We start from the raw sequence: 18,752 nt of genomic DNA on the forward strand, positions 1-18,752 counted from the left end.
AGGACCCCCGGGCCGCCCGGGTCAGTGGGCGGCGCTCTCCCAGTTCGGGCCCACGCCGACCGAGACGTCGAGCGGGACGCTCAGCTCGGCAGCACCGCCCATCCGGGTGCGGAGGATCTCCTCGACACGCTCCTGCTCACCGGGCGCGACCTCGAGGATGAGCTCGTCGTGCACCTGGAGCAGCAGGTGGGACTGCAGCTCGCCCTCGCGCAGGTCGTCGGCGACCCCGAGCATCGCGATCTTGATGATGTCGGCGGCCGAACCCTGGATCGGGGCGTTCAGCGCGGCGCGTTCGGCGTTCTCACGAAGGACCCGGTTCGGGCTCTTCAGGTCGGGGAACGGGCGACGGCGACCGAAGATCGTCTCGGTGTAGCCGTCCTCGCGCGCCTGCTCGACGACGTTGCGCAGGTAGTCGCGCACCGCACCGAAGCGGGCGAAGTACTCGGTCATCAGGGTGCGGGCCTCGGACTGCTCGATGCGCAGCTGCTTCGACAGACCGAAGGCACTCAACCCGTAGGCCAAGCCGTAGGACATCGCCTTGACCTTGGTGCGCATCTCGTTGGAGACCTCGGACGGGTCGACGCCGAACACCCGGGCGCCGACGAAGCGGTGCAGGTCCTCGCCCTCGTTGAAGGCCTGGATGAGCCCCGGGTCGCCGGAGAGGTGCGCCATGATCCGCATCTCGATCTGCGAGTAGTCGGCGGTCACGAGCGTCGTGTACGGCTCGGCGACCGCGAACGCCGACCGGATCCGGCGACCGACGGCCGTCTTCACCGGGATGTTCTGCAGGTTCGGGTCGGTCGACGAGACCCGGCCGGTGCTCGTTCCGGTCTGCTCGTAGCGGGTGTGGATGCGCCCGTCGACCACGGCGGCGTCGAGCGTGTCGACGATCTGCCGGAGCTTCGTGGCGTCGCGGTGCTGCAGCAGGAGCCCGAGGAACGGGTGCGGGTGCTGTTCCTGCAGGTCGGCCAGGCTCGCCGCGTCGGTCGAGAACCCGGTCTTGGTCTTGCGGGTCTTCGGCATCGCGAGCTCGGTGAACAGGACTTCCTGCAGCTGCTTCGGCGACCCGAGGTTGACCTCGTGCCCGATCTCGGCGAAGGCCTGCTGCGCGAGTTCGGCGGCGCGCTCCCCGAGTTCCTTCGACAGACCGGTGAGCACCGGGCGGTCGATGCCGACACCGATGGTCTCCATGCCGGCCAGCACCGACACGAGCGGCAGCTCGATGTCGTCGAGGACCTGCAGCGAGGACGCGTCGATCCGGGCGCGCAGGGCCGTGGTGACGCGGAGCACGAACCACGCGTGCACCCCGACGTTGACCGGGTCGGTCTCGGGGACCAGCTGGTTCGGGTCGGCCGTCGGCAGTTCTTCGCCGAGCTCCTGGTAGACGAGGTCGGACAGCGGCTGCCCCTGCTTGCCGGGCTGCGCGAGCCACCCCATGATCCGGACGTCGCCGGCGATGCCGTTCACGACGAAGCCGGCGGTGCCGAGCGCCTTGATGGCGGCCTTGGCGTCGTGGAAGTGCTTCGGGGCGTCGGAGGCGAACCAGGCCGAGAGCTGCTCGTAGTCCTTCGCGCCGCTGCCGCCCGGCACCAGCACGGCGTCGTCGTGGGTCGCGATGCCGATGGCGCTGAGGCGTCCGTCGATGACCTCGACCGCGACGCCGTAGCCGTTCGCCGCCTCGGTCGCGTTGCGGCGCTCGAGCCAGTAGCCGAGTTCTTCGTCGATCAGGGTCTTGACGGGCGGCGGGGTCGGCGCGCCGTCGGTGACGGTGCCCTCGGCCGCCGGCTCGGCCGGGTCGCCCGACCCGGCCACCTTGAAGACGCGGTCGAGCAGCGTGCGGAACTGCAGCTTGGCGAAGAGCTCGCGCACCGCGATTTCGTCGACCGGGCGGAGCGCGACGTCGGCGGGACCGACGGGCAGCTCGACGTCGGTGACCAGGCGGTTGAGCCGGCGGTTCCGGATCGCCCGGTCCCGCTGCTCGCGCAGGTTGTTGCCGACGACGCCCTTGATCTCGTCGGCGTGCTCGAGGATGCCGTCGAGCGACCCGTACTGGGTCACCCACTTGACCGCGGTCTTCTCGCCGACCTTGTCGATGCCGATCAGGTTGTCGCTGGTCTCGCCGACGAGGGCGGCGATGTCCGGGTACTGGTGGGGCTCGATGCCGTACCGCTCGTAGACCTTGTCGCGGTCGTAGCGGGTGAGTTCGGAGACGCCTCGGACCGACGGGTAGAGCAGCGTGACGTCGTCGTTGACGAGCTGGATCGAGTCGCGGTCGCCGGAGACCACGTAGACCGTGAAGCCCTGGTCGGCACCCTGCTTGGAGAGGGTCGCCAGGATGTCGTCGGCCTCGTAGTCCTCTTTCGTGACGGTGGTGATGCCCATCGCCTCGAGCGCCTGCTGCAGGAGCGGGATCTGCCCCTTGAACTCGGCCGGTGTCTCGGAGCGGGTGCCCTTGTACTCGGCGTACTCACGGGTGCGGAACGAGAACCGGGAGATGTCGAACGCGACCGCCAGGTGGGTGGGCTTCTCGCGCTGCAGGAGCATCAGCAGCATCGAGATGAAGCCGTGGATCGCGTTGGTGTGCTGCCCCTCGCGGTTCACGAAGCTGTCAACCGGCAGCGCGTAGAAGGCCCGGAAGGCGAGCGAGTGGCCGTCGATGACCATGAGGGTAGGCTTTGCGGAGTCCGACACCCGGACAGCCTACCGACGCCCGCTGACACGGAAGGTCGACGCAGACCGTGACCGACGACACCACATCGACCACGATCGATCCCCGCATCGACGAACGCGGCATGGGCGAGCTGGCCGAGAAGATGGGCATGGTAATCACCGAGCTCTCGGCCGAGCGGGCGGTCGGTTCGATCCCCGTCGAGGGCAACCGCCAGCCGGTCGGCCTGCTGCACGGCGGTGCCTACGTCGTCCTCGCGGAGAGCCTCGGTTCGATGGCCGCGAACGTGCACGCCGGGCCCGGCCGCTACGCCGTCGGCATCGAGCTCAGCGCCTCGCACTCCCGGAGCGCCACGAGCGGCATCGTCACGGGCACGTGCACCGCCATCCACCTGGGCGGCACGCTCACCACCCACGAGATCGTCCTGACCGACGACCAGGGTCGCCGCTGCTCCACCGTCCGGATCACGAACATGATCCGCGAGCGTCGCTGACCGACGGACGGACCGACGACCGACGGACCGACGGCTCAGTCCTCCGGCGGCCGCTGCAGCAACAGGCGGGCGTCGCCGAACCCGAGCCTCCGGTAGAGCCGTTCGCCGTCCACGCTCGAGTGCACCGACGTCCGCTCCACGCCGAGATCGTCGGCGACCTGGAGCAGGGCCGTGACGAGCCGTCCGGCGACGCCGGAACCGCGCAGCTCCGGGTGCACGTAGACCGTCTGCAGCTCCGCGGCGAACCGGCCACCGTCGACGTGCGGCGCCGGCGGTCGCGGGTTGACCGCCAACCACGCCATGCCGAGCACCACACCGTCCCGCTCGGCGACGACGCACCGGTGCGACTCCCGGTGGTCGACCGCGAACACCGCCATCGCACGGCGGTACTCGTCCGGCGTCTGCACCGGCGTGCGGCCGTCCTCGTCGATGCTCCACCGCCACCGCAGGTCGGCCACCGCCGGCATGTCGTCGGGCCGGGAGGCCCGGATCACCACGTCGTCCATGGCTCCAGCCTGCCAGGTGGTCGCGGCACACGCCCCGCCCTCGGACGCAGGAACGCCGCCGACCCCAGGGGGTCCGGCGGCGTTCCGTGAGCGACCGTGGAGCGCTGGACTACTTCTTGGCGCTGAGCTGCTCGATGATCGCCTTCGCGACGTCGTGCATGGTCAGGCGGCGGTCCATCGAGGCCTTCTGGATCCAGCGGAACGCCTCGGGCTCGGTGAGGCCCATCTTCTCGTTCAGCAGGCCCTTGGCGCGGTCGACGAGCTTACGGGTCTCGAAGCGCTCGACGAGGTCGGCGACCTCGGCTTCGAGCGTGATGATCTGCTGGTACCGCGAGAGGGCGATCTCGATCGCGGGGAGCAGGTCGTTCGGGGTGAAGGGCTTGACCACGTAGGCCAGCGCGCCGGCCTCGGTGGCACGCTCGACGAGGTCCTTCTGGCTGAACGCGGTCAGCAGGACGACGGGCGCGATGTGGTTCTTGGACAGCTTCTCGGCTGCGGAGATGCCGTCGAGCTGGGGCATCTTGACGTCCATCACGACGAGGTCGGGGCGGAGGTCGGTCGCGAGCTGGACGGCGGTCTCACCGTCACCGGCTTCACCGACCACGTCGAACCCGTTGTCGCGGAGGATCTCCACGATGTCGAGGCGGATGAGCGACTCGTCCTCGGCGACGACGACGCGACGGGGTGCTGGTGCTGTTGCTTCTGTGTCACTCACGGACGAAAGCCTACTAGACGACGGAAGTGCCGTATCCCAGACCCACCGGTTTGGTACGAGTGGCGGGACGCGGGCCTGAACTGCCCCGCACGCCGTGAGCCAATTCGTACGAGTGGCGGGACTTGAACCCGCACGCCGTGAGGCAGAGCATTTTGAGTGCCCCGTGTCTGCCGATTCCACCACACTCGCGAGGAGGCCAACACTACCAGCCCGACCCGCGCCTCCCGGCCCGTCGTCGACCGTCTCAGGAGCCCTCGAGCGCCTCGATCGCCGCCACGAGACCGGCCCGTCGCGGCGATCGCCGCGGCAGCACCGCGAGCAGCGCGCGGAGCACGAGCGCGTCGGTCGCACCGTCCGGGGTGCGCGCCCACGCGAGCAGGGCGTCGACGCCGCCGTCGGCGACGACCGACTCGCGGAACCGCAGCCGCACCAGGTCACGGACCGCGTCGACGCCGGGTGCGGCGGAGCCCGGCAGGACGGGTCCGGCGTACCGGTCGACGGCCTGGAGGCGCGCCCCGCGTTCGAGCGCGGACAGCACGCCGTCGACGTCGGTCCGGACCCCGGTCACCCGGTACGGCCGCGACGTCACGGTCACGTCCGGCGCGTGCTGCGCGAGGAACCGTCGGAGCCGGACGACCTCGGCGCGCAGGGTGACGACCGAGCCCGGGTCTCCGTAGACGGCGGCGGCGAGGTCGGTCGCCGCGAGCCCGTCGGGGTGCGCGGCGAGCACGACGAGCAGTTCGGAGTGCCGCGCGGACAGCTCGACCCGGCGGTCGGCGATCCGGAGCACGGCGGTGTCGGTCCCGAGCACGGTCAGCTCGGCCGACGGCACGCGGGGTGTCCGAATCGGCGGGCGGACCGCGGCCAGGGCCAGCTGGGCCTCGGCGGCGGCGACCGTGGCGGCGAGCAGCGACAGCGTGTGCCGCTCGACGGCTCGGTCGTCACCCGTCAGGTCGAGCACTCCGACCGTGGCGCCGCTCGCGTCGTGCACCGGGACGGCCGTGCACGAGAACGGCTTGACGGCGTTCGCGTAGTGCTCGTCGGAGCGGATCTGCACCGGACGGTCCAGGCGCAGTGCCGTGCCGGGCGCGCTGGTGCCGACGCGGTCCTCCGACCAGTCGGCTCCGGGGACGAAGCCCATGTCCTCGGCGGCGCGACGCGTGGAGCGGGCGCCGTCGACCCAGACGAGACGTCCCGCGGCGTCCGCGACGGCGACGACGCACCCGGCCGAGCGGGAGTCGTCGAGCAGCAACCGGCGGACCACCGGCAGCAGGGTGGCGAGGGGGCCGTCGTGCCGTACGGCGTCGAGTTCGTCGTCGTCGAGGGCGAGGACCGGGGTGGCGTCGGGGTCGACCCGGGCGGACCGCTGCCACGACGCGGCGACGAGCGGGCGGAGCCGACCGGGTGCGCGCATGCGTCCTCCGATCGACCCACCCGCCGCTGGGTCGCGACGCGTGCCGTCAGCCTACGTCCGGGCCACCCGCGGGACCAGGCCGAGATCGGCGAGCTCGGCGTCGTCGAACATCCGCGACCGGGTGAGGAACCGCTTGCCCTCGGGGACCTCGACCGAGAACCCGCCGCCCCGACCGTCGACGACGTCGATCGTCAGGTGCGTGTACTTCCAGTACTCGAACTGCGACACCGACATGTAGACCTCGACCGGGTCCAGCCCGTCGACCTGCAACGCGCCGAGCAGGACGTCCCCCGGGCCGGTCCGGAACATGCCGACGGGGTAGCACATCGGGCTCGAGCCGTCGCAGCAGCCGCCGGACTGGTGGAACATCAGCGGGCCGTGCCGGGCGGTGAGGGTGCCGAGGAGCTCCCCCGCCGCCGGCGTCACCGCGACCCGTGCTGTGTCGGGCATCAGAAGAAGCCCATCGGTCCGTCGGCGTAGGAGACGAGCAGGTTCTTCGTCTGCTGGTAGTGATCGAGCATCATCTTGTGGTTCTCGCGCCCGATGCCGGACTGCTTGTAGCCGCCGAAGGCCGCACCCGCCGGGTACTGGTGGTAGGTGTTCGACCACACCCGCCCGGCCTGGATGTCGCGTCCGGCGCGGTACAGGGTCGTGACGTCACGGCTCCACACCCCGGCGCCGAGCCCGTACAGGGTGTCGTTGGCCGTGGCGATCGCGTCGTCGTAGCCGCTGAAGGACGTCAGGGCGAGCACGGGCCCGAAGATCTCCTCCTGGAAGATCCGCATCGAGTTGTCGCCCTCGAACACCGTCGGGGTGACGTAGTAGCCGCCCGAGAGTTCGCCGCCCAGGTCCGCGCGTTCACCACCGGTCAGGAGCGTCGCACCCTCCTGCTTGCCGATGTCGATGTAGCTCAGGATCTTCTCGAGCTGGTCGTTCGACGCCTGGGCGCCGATCATCGTCGACAGGTCGAGCGGGTGTCCCTGCTTGACGGCACGGACGCGTTCCAGGCCGTCGGCGACGAACCCGTCGTAGATCTCCTTCGCCACGAGTGCACGGGACGGACACGTGCAGACCTCGCCCTGGTTCAGGTTGAAGAACGTGAAGCCCTCGAGCGCCTTGTCGTAGAAGGAGTCCTTCTCGGCCGCCACGTCGGGGAAGAACACGTTCGGGCTCTTGCCGCCGAGCTCGAGCGTCACCGGGATGAGGCTCTGCGAGGCGTACTGCATGATCAGCCGCCCGGTGGTGGTCTCCCCGGTGAAGGCGATCTTCCGGATGTCCGGGTGCTGCGCGAGCGGTGCGCCGACCTCGATGCCGAAGCCGTTGACGACGTTGAGCACCCCGGCGGGCAGCAGGTCGCGGATGAGCTCGACGAGCACGTGGATGGACGCCGGGGTCTGCTCGGCGGGCTTCAGCACGACGCAGTTGCCGGCGGCGAGGGCCGGTGCGAGCTTCCACACCGCCATCAGGATCGGGAAGTTCCACGGGATGATCTGCCCGACGACGCCGAGCGGTTCGTGGAAGTGGTAGGCCACGGTGTCGTGGTCGATCTCGCCGGCGGAGCCCTCCTGCGCACGGATCGCCCCGGCGAAGTACCGGAAGTGGTCGATCGCGAGCGGGATGTCCGCGCCGAGGGTCTCGCGGATCGGCTTGCCGTTCTCCCACGTCTCGGCGACGGCGAGTATCTCGAGGTGCTCCTCCATGCGGTCCGCGATCTTGTTGAGGATGACCGCGCGCTCGGCCGCGCTCGTCCGGCCCCAGGCCGGGAACGCCTTCCATCCGGCAGCGACGGCGCGGTCGACGTCCGTGGAGTCGCCGCGGGCGACCTCGGTGAACACCTTGCCGGTGACGGGCGTCGGGTTCTCGAAGTACTGCCCGCTGGCAGACGGCACGTACTCGCCGCCGATGAAGTGGTCGTACCGGGATCGGTACTCGACCAGGGAGCCTGGCTCGCCGGGTGCGGCGTAGCTGGTGGGCGAGGGTGCGATGGTCATGGTGGTGCCCTTTCGACGACGCTGTCGGGGCGCACGGGTCGCGCGCCTGCTCCGCACGGTACGACCGCGGGGGTTGCAGGTCGTTGCACGGTCCGGGGCTCCGACGGGTAGCGTGCTGGACACCAGCGCTGGCGATCAGGGAGGAGCGCTCGTGGATTCTCGTGCCGTCAGGACGTTCCGGGTGTTCGTCGTCGTCACCGCCGTCGTCGCCATCGCACTGGGCATCGTGGCCATCGTCTGGCCCCGCCCGTCGCTCGTGCTCGTGGCGCTGCTGTTCGGCGTGTACCTCGTCGTGGCCGGGGCACTGCGCGTCTTCGCCGCGGTGCGGGGCCACGGCACCCGCCCGGTGTGGCGGTGGACGTCCGGCATCGTCGGCGGCCTGGTCGCGGTCGCGGGGCTCGTGACGCTGCTCGACCCGGCGATCCCGCTCGTCGTCTACGCCGTGCTCGCCGGGGTCGGGTTCCTGATCGAGGGGGTCGCCGCGATCGTCGGCGGCTTCGTCGGCCACCCGGGATCGTCTCGCGTCCCGACCGTCGTCAGCGGCGTGCTGTCGATCATCGGGGGCATCGTCGTGCTCGTCGCGCCCGGACTCGCGCTCACCGTCTTCATGGTCTTCGCGGGCATCGCGCTCATCGTCGTCGGGGCCGCGGCCCTGCTGCTCCTGCCGCCGCGGGCCGCCGTCCGCCGGTAGCCGCGGCGCGCCGCCGTCCGCCGCTAGGCCGACCCGGTGCCGAAGAGCAGCCCGAGTGCGTAGGTGACGATCGCCGCACCGAACCCGATGGCGAGCTGCCGGAAGGCGCGCTTGCCGGGAGACGCTCCGCTCAGCACGCCGACGACGGCGCCGGTGCCGAGCAGGGCGATGCCCACCAGCCCGCCGGCCACCGCGATCGCCGGCCACCCCTGCATGCCGAACAGGAACGGCAGCACCGGGATGATCGCGCCCGAGGCGAAGAAGCAGAAGCTCGACACCGCGGCGCTCAGCCCGGTGCCGACCGCCTCGTGGTCGTCCGCGACCGCGGTGGAACCGGTCGCCGGACGCCGCTCACCGATGCCGGACAGCACCTGTGCGGCGTGCTCGGTCGCCTCGGCCTCGGACATCCCGCGCGCCCGGTAGACCAGGGCGAGCTCGTTCGCGTCGACGTCGAGGTCCGACACCGCCCTGCCGGCCTCGGGGTGCGGCGCGGACGCCTCGAGCAGCTCGCGCTGCGACCGGACGGAGACGTACTCCCCCGCCCCCATCGACAAGGCGCCGGCCAGCAGGCCGGCGATGCCGCTCAGCAGCACGAAGTGCCGGTCGGCACCCGAGGCGCTGATGCCGATGATGAGCGCCAGGTTGGACACCAGGCCGTCGTTCGCGCCGAACACCGCCGCCCGGAACGTGCCGGACAGCCGCATCCGGCCGCGGTTCGCGAGCCCGCGCACGACCTCGCCGTGGATCCGCTCGTCGGCGGCCATCCGCGCGGTCGCGTCCGAGTCGTCGGCGTACGGCGAGCGGTCCTCGGCGCGCTGCATGAGCGCGAGGACGAAGACCGACCCGAACCGCTTGGCCAGCACAGCGAGCACCCGGGTGCGCAGGCTCCCCCGCCGCGGCCGTCCGACGTCGTCGCCGAGCAGGTCGAGCCAGTGGTCGGCGTGCCGTCCCTCGGCCTCGGCCAGCGCGGCGAGGATCTCGCGTTCCTCGCCCGTACGGCGGGCGGCGAGGTTGCGGTACACGGCCGCCTCGGCACGTTCGTCGGCCAGGTAGCGACGCCAGCGGCGGACGTCGGCGCGCGGCGCCGGGGTGTCGGATCGGAGGCTCACAGCGACCATCCTGCCGCCTGCGGCCGACGTCCGGTCACCACCAGGGCCGTGGAGACGCGGCAGGGCGCGGACCGGAAGCGGTCGGTGCTGCTCGCACCGGGCCTCCAGCCCGCGCCCTGGTGGCGACGGATCTCTCGGATCAGTCCCGGACGTACGCCGGCGCGGCCTCGGCGTGGGCGTCGCCCACCCGGTGCACGCGCAGGTCGTTCGTCGAGCCCTCGATGCCGGGAGGGGAACCGGCCGTCACGATGACGCGGTCGCCGGGGGCGGCCAGGCCGTTCTCGAGGAGGACGTCGTCCACCTGCGAGAAGAGCTCGTCGGTGTGGGTCTTCCGCTCCACCAGGAACGAACGGACACCCCACGTGAGGGCCATCCGGCGGCGCGTGGCCTCGTTCGGGGTGAAGGCGATGATCGGCAGACCGTGGCGCAGGCGCGACATGCGGCGGGCCGAGTCGCCGGACTCGGTGAAGACGCAGAGGTACGACGCCTCGGTGAACTCGGCGATCTCGACGGCGGCGAGGGTGATCGCTCCGCCGAGGGTGCGCGGCTTGGTGCCGAGCGGGGCGATGCGCTCGAGCCCGTGGTCCTCTGTGGACTCGACGATGCGTGCCATGGTGCGGACGGTCTGCACCGGGTACTCACCGACGCTCGTCTCACCGGACAGCATGACCGCGTCGGCACCGTCGAGGACGGCGTTGGCGACGTCGGACGTCTCGGCGCGGGTGGGGATCGGCGACGAGATCATCGACTCGAGCATCTGCGTCGCCACGATGACCGGCTTCGCCATGCGGCGGGACAGCTCGACGGCGCGCTTCTGCACGATCGGGACGGCCTCGAGCGGGAGCTCGACGCCGAGGTCACCGCGGGCGACCATGATGCTGTCGAAGGCGTCGATGATCTCCTCGAGGGCGTCGACGGCCTGGGGCTTCTCGACCTTGGCGATGACCGGAAGGCGCTTGCCCTCTTCGTCCATGATCTCGTGGGCACGCACGACGTCGCTCGCGTTGCGCACGAACGACAGCGCGATGAGGTCGGCGCCCTGGCGGATGGCCCAGCGCAGGTCGGCCTCGTCCTTCTCGCTCAGCGCGGGGACGTTGACGGCGACACCGGGCAGGTTGATGCCCTTGTTGTTGGACACCGTGCCCGGGACGACGACCTCGGTGCGGACCCGCACGCCGTCGGTGTCGAGGACACGGAGGCGGACACGGCCGTCGTCGATGAGCAGCGGGTCACCGGGCTTGACGTCCTGCGGCAGGCCCTTGAACGTCGTGCCGCAGATCTCCTTCGAGCCGGGGACGTCCTCGGTCGTGATGGTGAAGATGTCACCGACCGCCAGGTCGTGCGGGCCGTCGGCGAACCGAGCCAGACGGATCTTCGGACCCTGCAGGTCGACGAGGATCGCGACGGGCTTGCCGAGTTCTTCGGCGGCACGACGGACGTTGACGTAGTTGGCCTCGTGGACGCTGTAGTCACCGTGGCTGAGGTTGAGGCGGGCGACGTCGACGCCCGCTTCGATGATCTCCTTGACGGTCTCGTAGTCCGACGTTGCCGGTCCGAGCGTCGAAACGATCTTTGCGCGTCTCAATGGATTCCTTCGTGGTGGTGGATGGAGCTTGGGTTTCCGCGCTGTGGGGCCGCGCGGAACGAAGCGAGGCCACCAGCACCCTACCGAGTGCTGGTGGCCTCATGCTCACGGGAGCGTGAGCATCTGGTGGAGACGGTCCGCCGTCTGGCGGCGGCCCGACATCTGGTGCGCGTCCGACATCAGACGGAGATCGCCCGGTCGGTCGCCTTGACCGGTGCCGGCAGGATCGTGGAGCCCTCGAGGTACTCGTCGACCTGTGCGGCCGCGGCACGGCCCTCGGCGATCGCCCACACGATGAGCGACTGCCCACGACCCGCGTCGCCGGCGACGAACACGCCGGCCTCGTTGGTCGCGTAGTCGGCACGGCGGTCGAGCGCCCCGGAGACCGTGGTCGGCAGACCGAGCTGCGGCTCGATCGTGTCCGACTCGGGGCCGGTGAAGCCCATCGCGATGAGGACGAGGTCGGCCGGGATCTCCCGCTCGCTGCCCGCCTTCGGGACCCGTCGGCCGTCGAGGTACTCGGTCTCGGCGACCCGCAGTGCGCGGACCTCGCCGGCGTCGTTCGACAGGAACTCGACGGTGGAGGCGAGGAAGTGCCGCTCGCCGCCCTCTTCGTGGGCGCTCGTGATCTCGAACACGGTCGGGAACATCGGCCACGGCTGGTCCGACGGACGCTCGAGCGGCGGCTGCTTGCCGATCGCCAGGTTCGTCACGCTCAACGCGCCCTGGCGGTGGGCGGTACCGATGCAGTCCGCGCCGGTGTCACCGCCGCCGATGACGACGACGTGCTTGCCCTCGGCCGTGATCTGGTTGTCGACGGTCGTGCCCGCGTTCGCCTTGTTCTGCTGGACCAGGTAGTCCATGGCGAAGTGCACGCCCTCGAGGTCGCGCCCCGGGATCGGCAGGTCGCGCGGCACCGTGGCACCGGTGGCGACGACGACCGCGTCGTAGCGCGACTTCAGGTCGTCCCAGGTGATGTCCCTGCCGATCTCGACCCCGGCACGGAACCGGGTGCCCTCGGCCTGCATCTGGGCGAGGCGCGCGTCGATCTGGCGCTTCTCCATCTTGAAGTCCGGGATGCCGTAGCGGAGCAGGCCGCCGATGCGGTCGTCCCGCTCGTAGACGGCGACCGTGTGGCCGGCACGCGTGAGCTGCTGCGCGGCGGCGAGCCCGGCGGGGCCGGAGCCCACGACGGCGACGGTCTTGCCCGTCAGGCGCTCCGGCGGGTGCGGCGTGACCCAGCCGTTCTGGAACGCCTGGTCGATGATCGAGACCTCGACCTGCTTGATCGTCACCGGGGGCTGGTTGATGCCGAGCACGCACGACGACTCGCACGGGGCGGGGCAGAGCCGACCCGTGAACTCCGGGAAGTTGTTCGTCTCGTGCAGGCGCTCGATCGCCTGCCGGCCCTCACCGCGCCAGGTCAGGTCGTTCCACTCCGGGATCAGGTTGCCGAGCGGGCAGCCCTGGTGGCAGAACGGCACGCCGCAGTCCATGCAGCGGCCGGCCTGGCGCTTCAGGACACCGGACTCCTGCTGCTCGTAGACCTCTTTCCAGTCCATGAGCCGCACGGGCACGGGTCGCCGGGGCGGGAGTTCGCGTTCCTGGACCTTCAGGAATCCCTTGGGGTCAGCCACCGGTCACCTCCGAGGTCGTGTTGGGCACTGCCTGTTCCGGACGTGCGTGACGCTCAGCCACCGGTCACCTCCATGATCCTGTTCCAAACGATGTCACCGTCGGGGTCGAGCCCCTCGTCGACGGCCTGTCTGCGCGTCTCGAGCACCGCCGCGTAGTCGCGCGGCAGCACCTTGACGAAGTCGCTCAGGTCTCCGGACGCCAGCAGGTCGGACGCGAGCGTCGACCCCGTCTCGTCGGCGTGCCGGGTGAGCAGGTCGGTGACGATCTCGACGTCGGCGCTGTCGAGCGCCTCGAGCCGGAGTTCGCCGGACGCCAGGGCGTCGGTGTTCACGTGCTCCTCGCGGAGCCCACGGACGTACGCCGTGCCACCGGACATGCCGGCACCGAGGTTCCGGCCGGTCTCGCCGAGGATGAGCGCGAGCCCGCCCGTCATGTACTCGAGCGCGTGGTCGCCCACGCCCTCGACGACGGCCGTGGCACCGGAGTTCCGCACCAGGAACCGCTCGCCCACGATGCCGCGGATGAACATGCTGCCCTGGGTGGCGCCGTACCCGATGACGTTGCCGGCGATGACGTTCTCGGCGGGGTCGAAGCCCGAACCGGCGTCGGGGCGGACGACGATCTGGCCGCCGGAGAGCCCCTTGCCGACGTAGTCGTTGCTGTCACCGATGAGCCGCAGCGTGATGCCCGCCGGCAGGAACGCGCCGAGCGACTGCCCGGCGGAACCGCGCAGCGTCACGTCGATCGATCCGTTCGGCAGGCCGTGCTCGCCGTGTCGCAGGGTCACCTGGTGGCCGAGCATGGTGCCGACGGCGCGCTCGGTGTTGCGGATGGGCAGGTCGAGCGCGATCGAACCGCCGTGGTCGAGCACGTCCGCGGTCTGCTGGATGAGCTGCACGTCGAAGTGCTGGTCCAGCTCGTGGTCCTGCTCGCGGTGGTGGCGGCGCGGTTCGGCGTCGTCGAAGTGCGGCCCCTTGAGCACCGGCGCGAGGTCGAGCCCTGAGGCCTTCCAGTGCTCCACGGCACGGTCGACGTCGAGCGCCCCGGTCTGCCCGATGGCCTCGTCGAGGCTGCGGAAGCCGAGCTCGGCGAGGAGCTCGCGGACCTCTTGCGCGATGAACTCGAAGAAGTTCACGACGAACTCGGGCTTGCCGGAGAACCGCTTGCGGAGCTCGGGGTTCTGCGTGGCGACGCCGACCGGGCAGGTGTCCAGGTGGCAGACGCGCATCAGGATGCAGCCCTCGACCACGAGCGGGGCGGTCGCGAAGCCGTACTCCTCGGCACCGAGCAACGCGGCCACGACGACGTCGCGCCCGGTCTTCATCTGCCCGTCCACCTGCACGACGACGCGGTCGCGCATGCCGTTCAGCATGAGCGTCTGCTGGGTCTCGGCCAGGCCGATCTCCCACGGGGTGCCGGCGTGCTTGAGCGAGTTCAGCGGGCTCGCGCCGGTGCCGCCGTCGTGGCCGGACACGAGCACGACGTCGGCCAGGGCCTTCGTCACACCGGCCGCGACCGCACCGATGCCGGACTGGCTCACGAGCTTCACGTGGACGCGGGCGGCCGGGTTGGCGCGCTTGACGTCGAAGATCAGCTGCTTGAGGTCCTCGATGGAGTAGATGTCGTGGTGCGGCGGCGGCGAGATGAGGCCGACGCCCGCGGTGGCGTGCCGGGTCCGGGCCACCCACGGGTAGACCTTCGCCGGGGGTAGCTGACCGCCCTCGCCGGGCTTCGCGCCCTGCGCCATCTTGAGCTGGATGTCGGTGGCGTGCGTGAGGTACATGCTCGTCACGCCGAACCGGCCGGAGGCGACCTGCTTGATCGCGCTGCGGCGCTCGGGGTCGAGGAGCCGGTCGACGTCCTCGCCGCCCTCGCCCGTGTTCGATCGGCCACCGAGTCGGTTCATCGCGATGGCGAGCGTCTCGTGGGCCTCCTTCGAGATGGACCCGTAGGACATCGCACCGGTGTTGAACCGCTTGACGATCGACTCGATCGACTCGACCTCGTCGAGCGCGATGGGCTTCCGAGCGCCCTGCTTGAACCGGAACAGCCCGCGGAGCGTCATGAGCTGCTCGGACTGGTCGTCCACGGCGCTCGAGTACTCGCGGAAGATGTCGTACCGGCGGGCACGCGTGGCGTGCTGCAGGCGGAACACCGTGTCCGGGTTGAACAGGTGCGGCGGGCCCTGACGGCGCCACTGGTACTCGCCACCGATCTGCAGCCGCTCGTGGGAGAGCACGGCACCGTCCTGCGGGTACGCCTGGGCGTGCCGCTCGGCGTTCTCCTTGGCGATGACGTCGATGTCGACGCCGCCCAGGATCGACGAGGTGCCCGTGAAGTACTTGTCGACGAACTCCTGGCTGAGCCCGACGGCCTCGAACGCCTGCGCACCGGCGTAGCTGGACACCGTGGAGATGCCCATCTTCGACATGATCTTCAACACGCCCTTGCCGAGCGCCTTGATGACGTTCTTGACGGCCTGCTCCGGGGTGATCCCGGGGATCATGCCGGCGCGGACCAGGTTCTCGCAGGTCTCCATCGCCAGGTACGGGTTGATCGCCGAGGCGCCGTACCCGATGAGGGTCGCCACGTGGTGGACCTCGCGCACGTCGCCGGCCTCGACGATGAGCCCGACCTTCATGCGCTGCTCGGTGCGGATCAGGTGGTGGTGGACCGCGGCGAGGAGCAGGAGGCTCGGCACCGGTGCCTGCTCGGAGTTGCCGTCGCGGTCGGACAGCACGATGAACTGCTTGCCGGACTCGATCGCGGCGTCGACCTCGTCGCACACGGCGGCGATGCGCTTCTGCATCGCCTTCTTGCCGGCGTCGACGCGGTACAGGCCCTTGATCGTGACGGTCAGGTGGCGACCCGACTCGGTCTCGAAGTGCTGGACCTTGGCGAGCTGGTCGTTGTCGATCACCGGGAAGTCGAGCGTGATCTGCTTCGCGTGCTCGGGACCGGCGGAGAGCAGGTTGCGCTCCGGACCGAGCCCCATCCCCATCGAGGTGATGACCTGCTCACGGATCGAGTCGAGCGGCGGGTTGGTCACCTGTGCGAACTGCTGCGTGAAGTAGTCGAAGAGCAGTCGCGGACGCTCCGACAGCACGGCGATCGGGGTGTCCGAGCCCATCGCACCGAGGGGTTCGGCCCCCGCTGCCGCCATCGGGCGCAGCAGGATCCGGACCTCTTCTTCGGTGTACCCGAACGCGCGCTGCCGGCGGGTGACCGAGGCCGGGGTGTGCACGATGTGCTCGCGCTCCGGCAGGTCGTTCAGGTTGATGCGGCCGGCTTCGAGCCAGTCACCCCAGGGCCCCGAGGCGGCGAGTTCGCGCTTGACCTCGTCGTCCTCGATGATGCGGCCGGCCTCGGTGTCCACCAGGAACATCCGGCCCGGACGCAGGCGTCCCTTGCGCACGACCTTGGCGGCCGGCACGTCGATGACCCCGGTCTCGGAGCCCATCACGATGAGGCCGTCGTCCGTGACCAGGAAGCGTCCGGGGCGCAGGCCGTTGCGGTCGAGGGTGGCGCCGACGAGCGAGCCGTCGGTGAAGGTGATCGCAGCGGGGCCGTCCCACGGCTCCATGAGCATCGAGTGGTACTCGTAGAACGCGCGGAGGTCCGGGTCCATCCCGACCTGGTTCTCCCACGCCTCTGGCACCATCATCGACACGGCGTGCGGCAGGGTCCGGCCGGTCAGGGTCAGCAGCTCGAGGACCTCGTCGAACGAGGCCGAGTCGCTCGCCCCCGGGCTCACGATGGGCAGGAGCGGGGCCATGTCGCCGAGCAGTTCGCTCTCGAGCTGCGACTGGCGGGCGCGCATCCAGTTGCGGTTGCCGCGCACCGTGTTGATCTCACCGTTGTGGGCGATCGTCCGGAACGGCTGCGCGAGCGGCCACGACGGGAACGTGTTGGTGGAGTAGCGCGAGTGCACGATCGCGAGCTTCGACGCGAAGCGCTCGTCGCTGAGGTCCGGGTAGAACGGCTCGAGCTGGAGCGTCGTGACCATGCCCTTGTAGACCATGGTGCGGCTCGACAGCGACATGAAGTACAGGTCGTTGTCGTGCTCGGCGCGCTTGCGGAGCCGGAAGGCCTGGCGGTCCAGCGCGATGCCGCTCCACGAGTCACCGTGCACGTCGTGCCGGATGGAGGCGACGAACAGCTGCTCGAACGCCGGCATCGCGGCACGGGCCAGCGTGCCGAGGACCTCCGGACGCACCGGGACCTCGCGCCACCCGAGGACCTTCAGGCCCTCTTCGCGGGCGAGCCGCTCGACGGCGCCCTTCACCGCGTGGCGCGCGTCGTCGTCCAGGGGCAGGTAGGCGGTACCGACGGCGTACTCCCCCGCCGCCGGCAGCTCGAAGGGCACGACGGCCCGGAGGAACTCGTCGGGCACCTGGCACAGGATGCCCGCGCCGTCACCGGTGCCCGCGTCGGAGCCCACGGCACCGCGGTGCTCGAGGTTCCGGAGCGCACCGAGCGCCGCGTCGACGATGTCGTGACCGGGTGTGCCGCGCAGGGTCGCGACCATCGCGAGTCCGCAGGCGTCCTTCTCGTTCGCCGGGTCGTACATGCCCGTGGCGTCCGGGATCGCGGAGAAGCGGCGGTGCGGCGGCACGAGGCTCGTCGGTGCCGAGGGCTGGGTTGGCTGGAGCGCCATGGGGAACCGTCCTCACGAGGAAGTGGAACAGGGACAGCGGTGGCCCGGTGGTGCGTTCCGCCCGAGCGGGCGGGACTGGTGCCCGTGCCCGCCGTCAGTGAGTTGCCCTGCCGGCCGGCGAGGTTGCTGGGCCCCGCTTGTGGCGGAGACCGTCTGGTGCTGCTGCTGCTGGTGGTGCTGCACGTGACCGGTGGTCGTCGGGAGCGGGTGCTCCCACCACGGGATCAGCGAGTGGTCGTGACCGGTTCGTCGCTCGTGACGCCGTCTGCTGCGTCGTCGTCGTGCTCCGAGAAGGTGTCCTCGGAGTCTACAACGGAGGCCGGACGGGGCCCGCGACCCGGCAGGTACGGGCTCGGCTCCTTGCCGGTGTGCCGTCGGCTCTGCACCACGAAGATCAGGATGCCGATGACGACCGCGGCGAGGGCGACCCACACGTTGGTGCGGACCCCGGAGAAGGTCTCGCTCGTGTCGACGCGGATGGACTCGAGCACCGAGCGTCCGGCGCCGTACCAGATCAGGTACAGGCCGAGGACCTTGCCCCACTGCAGCGTGAACTTGCGCGCGAGGAACAGGATGACGACGACACCGAGGACGTTCCAGATGATCTCGTACAGGAACGTCGGGTGGAACAGCGTGCCCTCGGGCAGACCCTTCGGGAACGCGGCGTTGCTCGAGTCGATCTCGAGGCCCCAGGGCAGGCTCGTCGGCATGCCGAAGAGCTCCTGGTTGAAGTAGTTGCCCAGCCGGCCGAAGGCCTGCGCGAGCAGGACGCCCGGCACCACGGCGTCGATGAACGACGTGAACCGCAGGCCCACCTGGCGGCAGCCGATCCACGCGCCGACCGACCCGAGGATGAGCGCGCCGAAGATGGCGAGCCCGCCCTCCCAGATGTACAGGAAGGACAGCGGGTCGATGCCGGGTCCGAAGTAGTCGGACACGTGGGTGAACACGTGGAAGAGGCGACCGCCGATGATGCCGGCGGGCACGGCCCAGATCGCGATGTCGATGATGATCCAGCGCTCGACGCCGCGGGCGTTGAGCCTGCGATTCGCCAGGACGACCGCGGCCACGATCCCGATCAGGATGCAGATCGCGTACGCGTGGATGCGGAAGTCGAGGGGCAGCGACCAGCCGAACGCGTCGCGCAGCCAGGCGGTCAGGTCGAAGTACTGCCAGGCGGTGCTCGGGCTCGGGATGCTCAGGAGGGGCATGGAGGTGCTGTCGCCTTTCGGAACTGACGGGGCGCGGTCGACGTGGCGTCGGCCTCGCTCACTGTAGCGCGGGT

General features: G+C 70.5%; 13 protein-coding genes and 1 tRNA gene. 2 read left to right on the forward strand and 12 right to left on the reverse strand.

Going from position 1 to position 18,752, the window contains the following annotated elements:
- Positions 1–21: 21 nt before the first annotated feature.
- The gene (gene polA, locus ACZZ9K_RS02905; protein ID WP_463443289.1) at positions 22–2,664 is read right to left on the reverse strand and encodes a DNA polymerase I; all 2,643 of its coding nucleotides are present in this window, start codon (positions 2,662–2,664) and stop codon (positions 22–24) included.
- A gap of 128 nt (positions 2,665–2,792) precedes the next feature.
- Here polA and ACZZ9K_RS02910 point away from each other — a divergent pair, with 128 nt between their 5' ends.
- Complete coding sequence (locus ACZZ9K_RS02910; RefSeq protein ID WP_051596794.1) at positions 2,793–3,161, forward strand: PaaI family thioesterase; 369 nt, start codon at positions 2,793–2,795, stop codon at positions 3,159–3,161.
- A gap of 35 nt (positions 3,162–3,196) precedes the next feature.
- On the opposite strand, the gene ACZZ9K_RS02915 is transcribed toward ACZZ9K_RS02910, so the two are convergent.
- The 6 genes from ACZZ9K_RS02915 to exaC all read right to left on the reverse strand — a co-directional run bounded on the left by ACZZ9K_RS02915 (position 3,197) and on the right by exaC (position 7,787).
- The gene (locus tag ACZZ9K_RS02915) at positions 3,197–3,667 is read right to left on the reverse strand and encodes a GNAT family N-acetyltransferase (protein WP_463443290.1); all 471 of its coding nucleotides are present in this window, start codon (positions 3,665–3,667) and stop codon (positions 3,197–3,199) included.
- A 109-nt stretch (positions 3,668–3,776) separates the two neighbouring features.
- Positions 3,777–4,382 (reverse strand): ANTAR domain-containing response regulator, encoded by a 606-nt coding sequence (locus ACZZ9K_RS02920; protein WP_017887240.1) that lies wholly within the window; start codon positions 4,380–4,382, stop codon positions 3,777–3,779.
- Between the two features lie 107 nt (positions 4,383–4,489).
- Positions 4,490–4,571 (reverse strand) — tRNA-Leu (locus ACZZ9K_RS02925).
- Positions 4,572–4,626: 55 nt separating this feature from the next.
- Positions 4,627–5,796, reverse strand: coding sequence for a GAF domain-containing protein (locus ACZZ9K_RS02930; RefSeq protein WP_463443291.1), 1,170 nt, complete (start codon positions 5,794–5,796; stop codon positions 4,627–4,629).
- Between the two features lie 51 nt (positions 5,797–5,847).
- Entirely contained in the window at positions 5,848–6,246 is a 399-nt protein-coding gene (locus ACZZ9K_RS02935; protein ID WP_163343590.1) for a DUF779 domain-containing protein, read from the reverse strand.
- Positions 6,246–7,787: an acetaldehyde dehydrogenase ExaC gene (gene exaC, locus ACZZ9K_RS02940; protein WP_463443292.1), complete on the reverse strand. Its 1,542-nt coding sequence runs from the start codon at positions 7,785–7,787 to the stop codon at positions 6,246–6,248. Before exaC ends, ACZZ9K_RS02935 begins: the two co-directional genes overlap by 1 nt.
- Positions 7,788–7,938: 151 nt before the next feature.
- On the opposite strand from exaC, the gene ACZZ9K_RS02945 reads away from it, so the two are divergent.
- Positions 7,939–8,478, forward strand: coding sequence for an HdeD family acid-resistance protein (locus tag ACZZ9K_RS02945; protein WP_173033968.1), 540 nt, complete (start codon positions 7,939–7,941; stop codon positions 8,476–8,478).
- A gap of 23 nt (positions 8,479–8,501) precedes the next feature.
- On the opposite strand, the gene ACZZ9K_RS02950 is transcribed toward ACZZ9K_RS02945, so the two are convergent.
- From ACZZ9K_RS02950 to lgt, 5 genes are all read right to left on the reverse strand, one after another.
- On the reverse strand, positions 8,502–9,596 hold the full coding sequence (locus ACZZ9K_RS02950) for a VIT1/CCC1 transporter family protein (protein WP_463443293.1): 1,095 nt from the start codon (positions 9,594–9,596) through the stop codon (positions 8,502–8,504).
- A gap of 130 nt (positions 9,597–9,726) precedes the next feature.
- Complete coding sequence (pyk, locus tag ACZZ9K_RS02955) at positions 9,727–11,172, reverse strand: pyruvate kinase (protein WP_017887208.1); 1,446 nt, start codon at positions 11,170–11,172, stop codon at positions 9,727–9,729.
- A 179-nt stretch (positions 11,173–11,351) separates the two neighbouring features.
- Complete coding sequence (locus ACZZ9K_RS02960; protein WP_110858958.1) at positions 11,352–12,809, reverse strand: glutamate synthase subunit beta; 1,458 nt, start codon at positions 12,807–12,809, stop codon at positions 11,352–11,354.
- 53 nt (positions 12,810–12,862) lie between these two features.
- Positions 12,863–17,467, reverse strand: coding sequence for a glutamate synthase large subunit (gene gltB, locus ACZZ9K_RS02965; RefSeq protein WP_463443294.1), 4,605 nt, complete (start codon positions 17,465–17,467; stop codon positions 12,863–12,865).
- A gap of 224 nt (positions 17,468–17,691) precedes the next feature.
- Positions 17,692–18,678, reverse strand: coding sequence for a prolipoprotein diacylglyceryl transferase (gene lgt / locus ACZZ9K_RS02970; protein WP_182066407.1), 987 nt, complete (start codon positions 18,676–18,678; stop codon positions 17,692–17,694).
- Positions 18,679–18,752: the final 74 nt, after the last annotated feature.

Source organism: Curtobacterium sp. AC268 (assembly GCF_979258745.1).

Coding starts and splice junctions, on each gene's coding strand:
- polA (WP_463443289.1), bottom strand. CDS start 2,664: ATGGTCATCGACGGCCACTCGCTCGCCTTCCGGGCCTTCTACGCGCTG.
- ACZZ9K_RS02910 (WP_051596794.1), top strand. CDS start 2,793: ATGGGCGAGCTGGCCGAGAAGATGGGCATGGTAATCACCGAGCTCTCG.
- ACZZ9K_RS02915 (WP_463443290.1), bottom strand. CDS start 3,667: ATGGACGACGTGGTGATCCGGGCCTCCCGGCCCGACGACATGCCGGCG.
- ACZZ9K_RS02930 (WP_463443291.1), bottom strand. CDS start 5,796: ATGCGCGCACCCGGTCGGCTCCGCCCGCTCGTCGCCGCGTCGTGGCAG.
- ACZZ9K_RS02935 (WP_163343590.1), bottom strand. CDS start 6,246: ATGCCCGACACAGCACGGGTCGCGGTGACGCCGGCGGCGGGGGAGCTC.
- exaC (WP_463443292.1), bottom strand. CDS start 7,787: ATGACCATCGCACCCTCGCCCACCAGCTACGCCGCACCCGGCGAGCCA.
- ACZZ9K_RS02950 (WP_463443293.1), bottom strand. CDS start 9,596: ATGGTCGCTGTGAGCCTCCGATCCGACACCCCGGCGCCGCGCGCCGAC.
- gltB (WP_463443294.1), bottom strand. CDS start 17,467: ATGGCGCTCCAGCCAACCCAGCCCTCGGCACCGACGAGCCTCGTGCCG.
- lgt (WP_182066407.1), bottom strand. CDS start 18,678: ATGCCCCTCCTGAGCATCCCGAGCCCGAGCACCGCCTGGCAGTACTTC.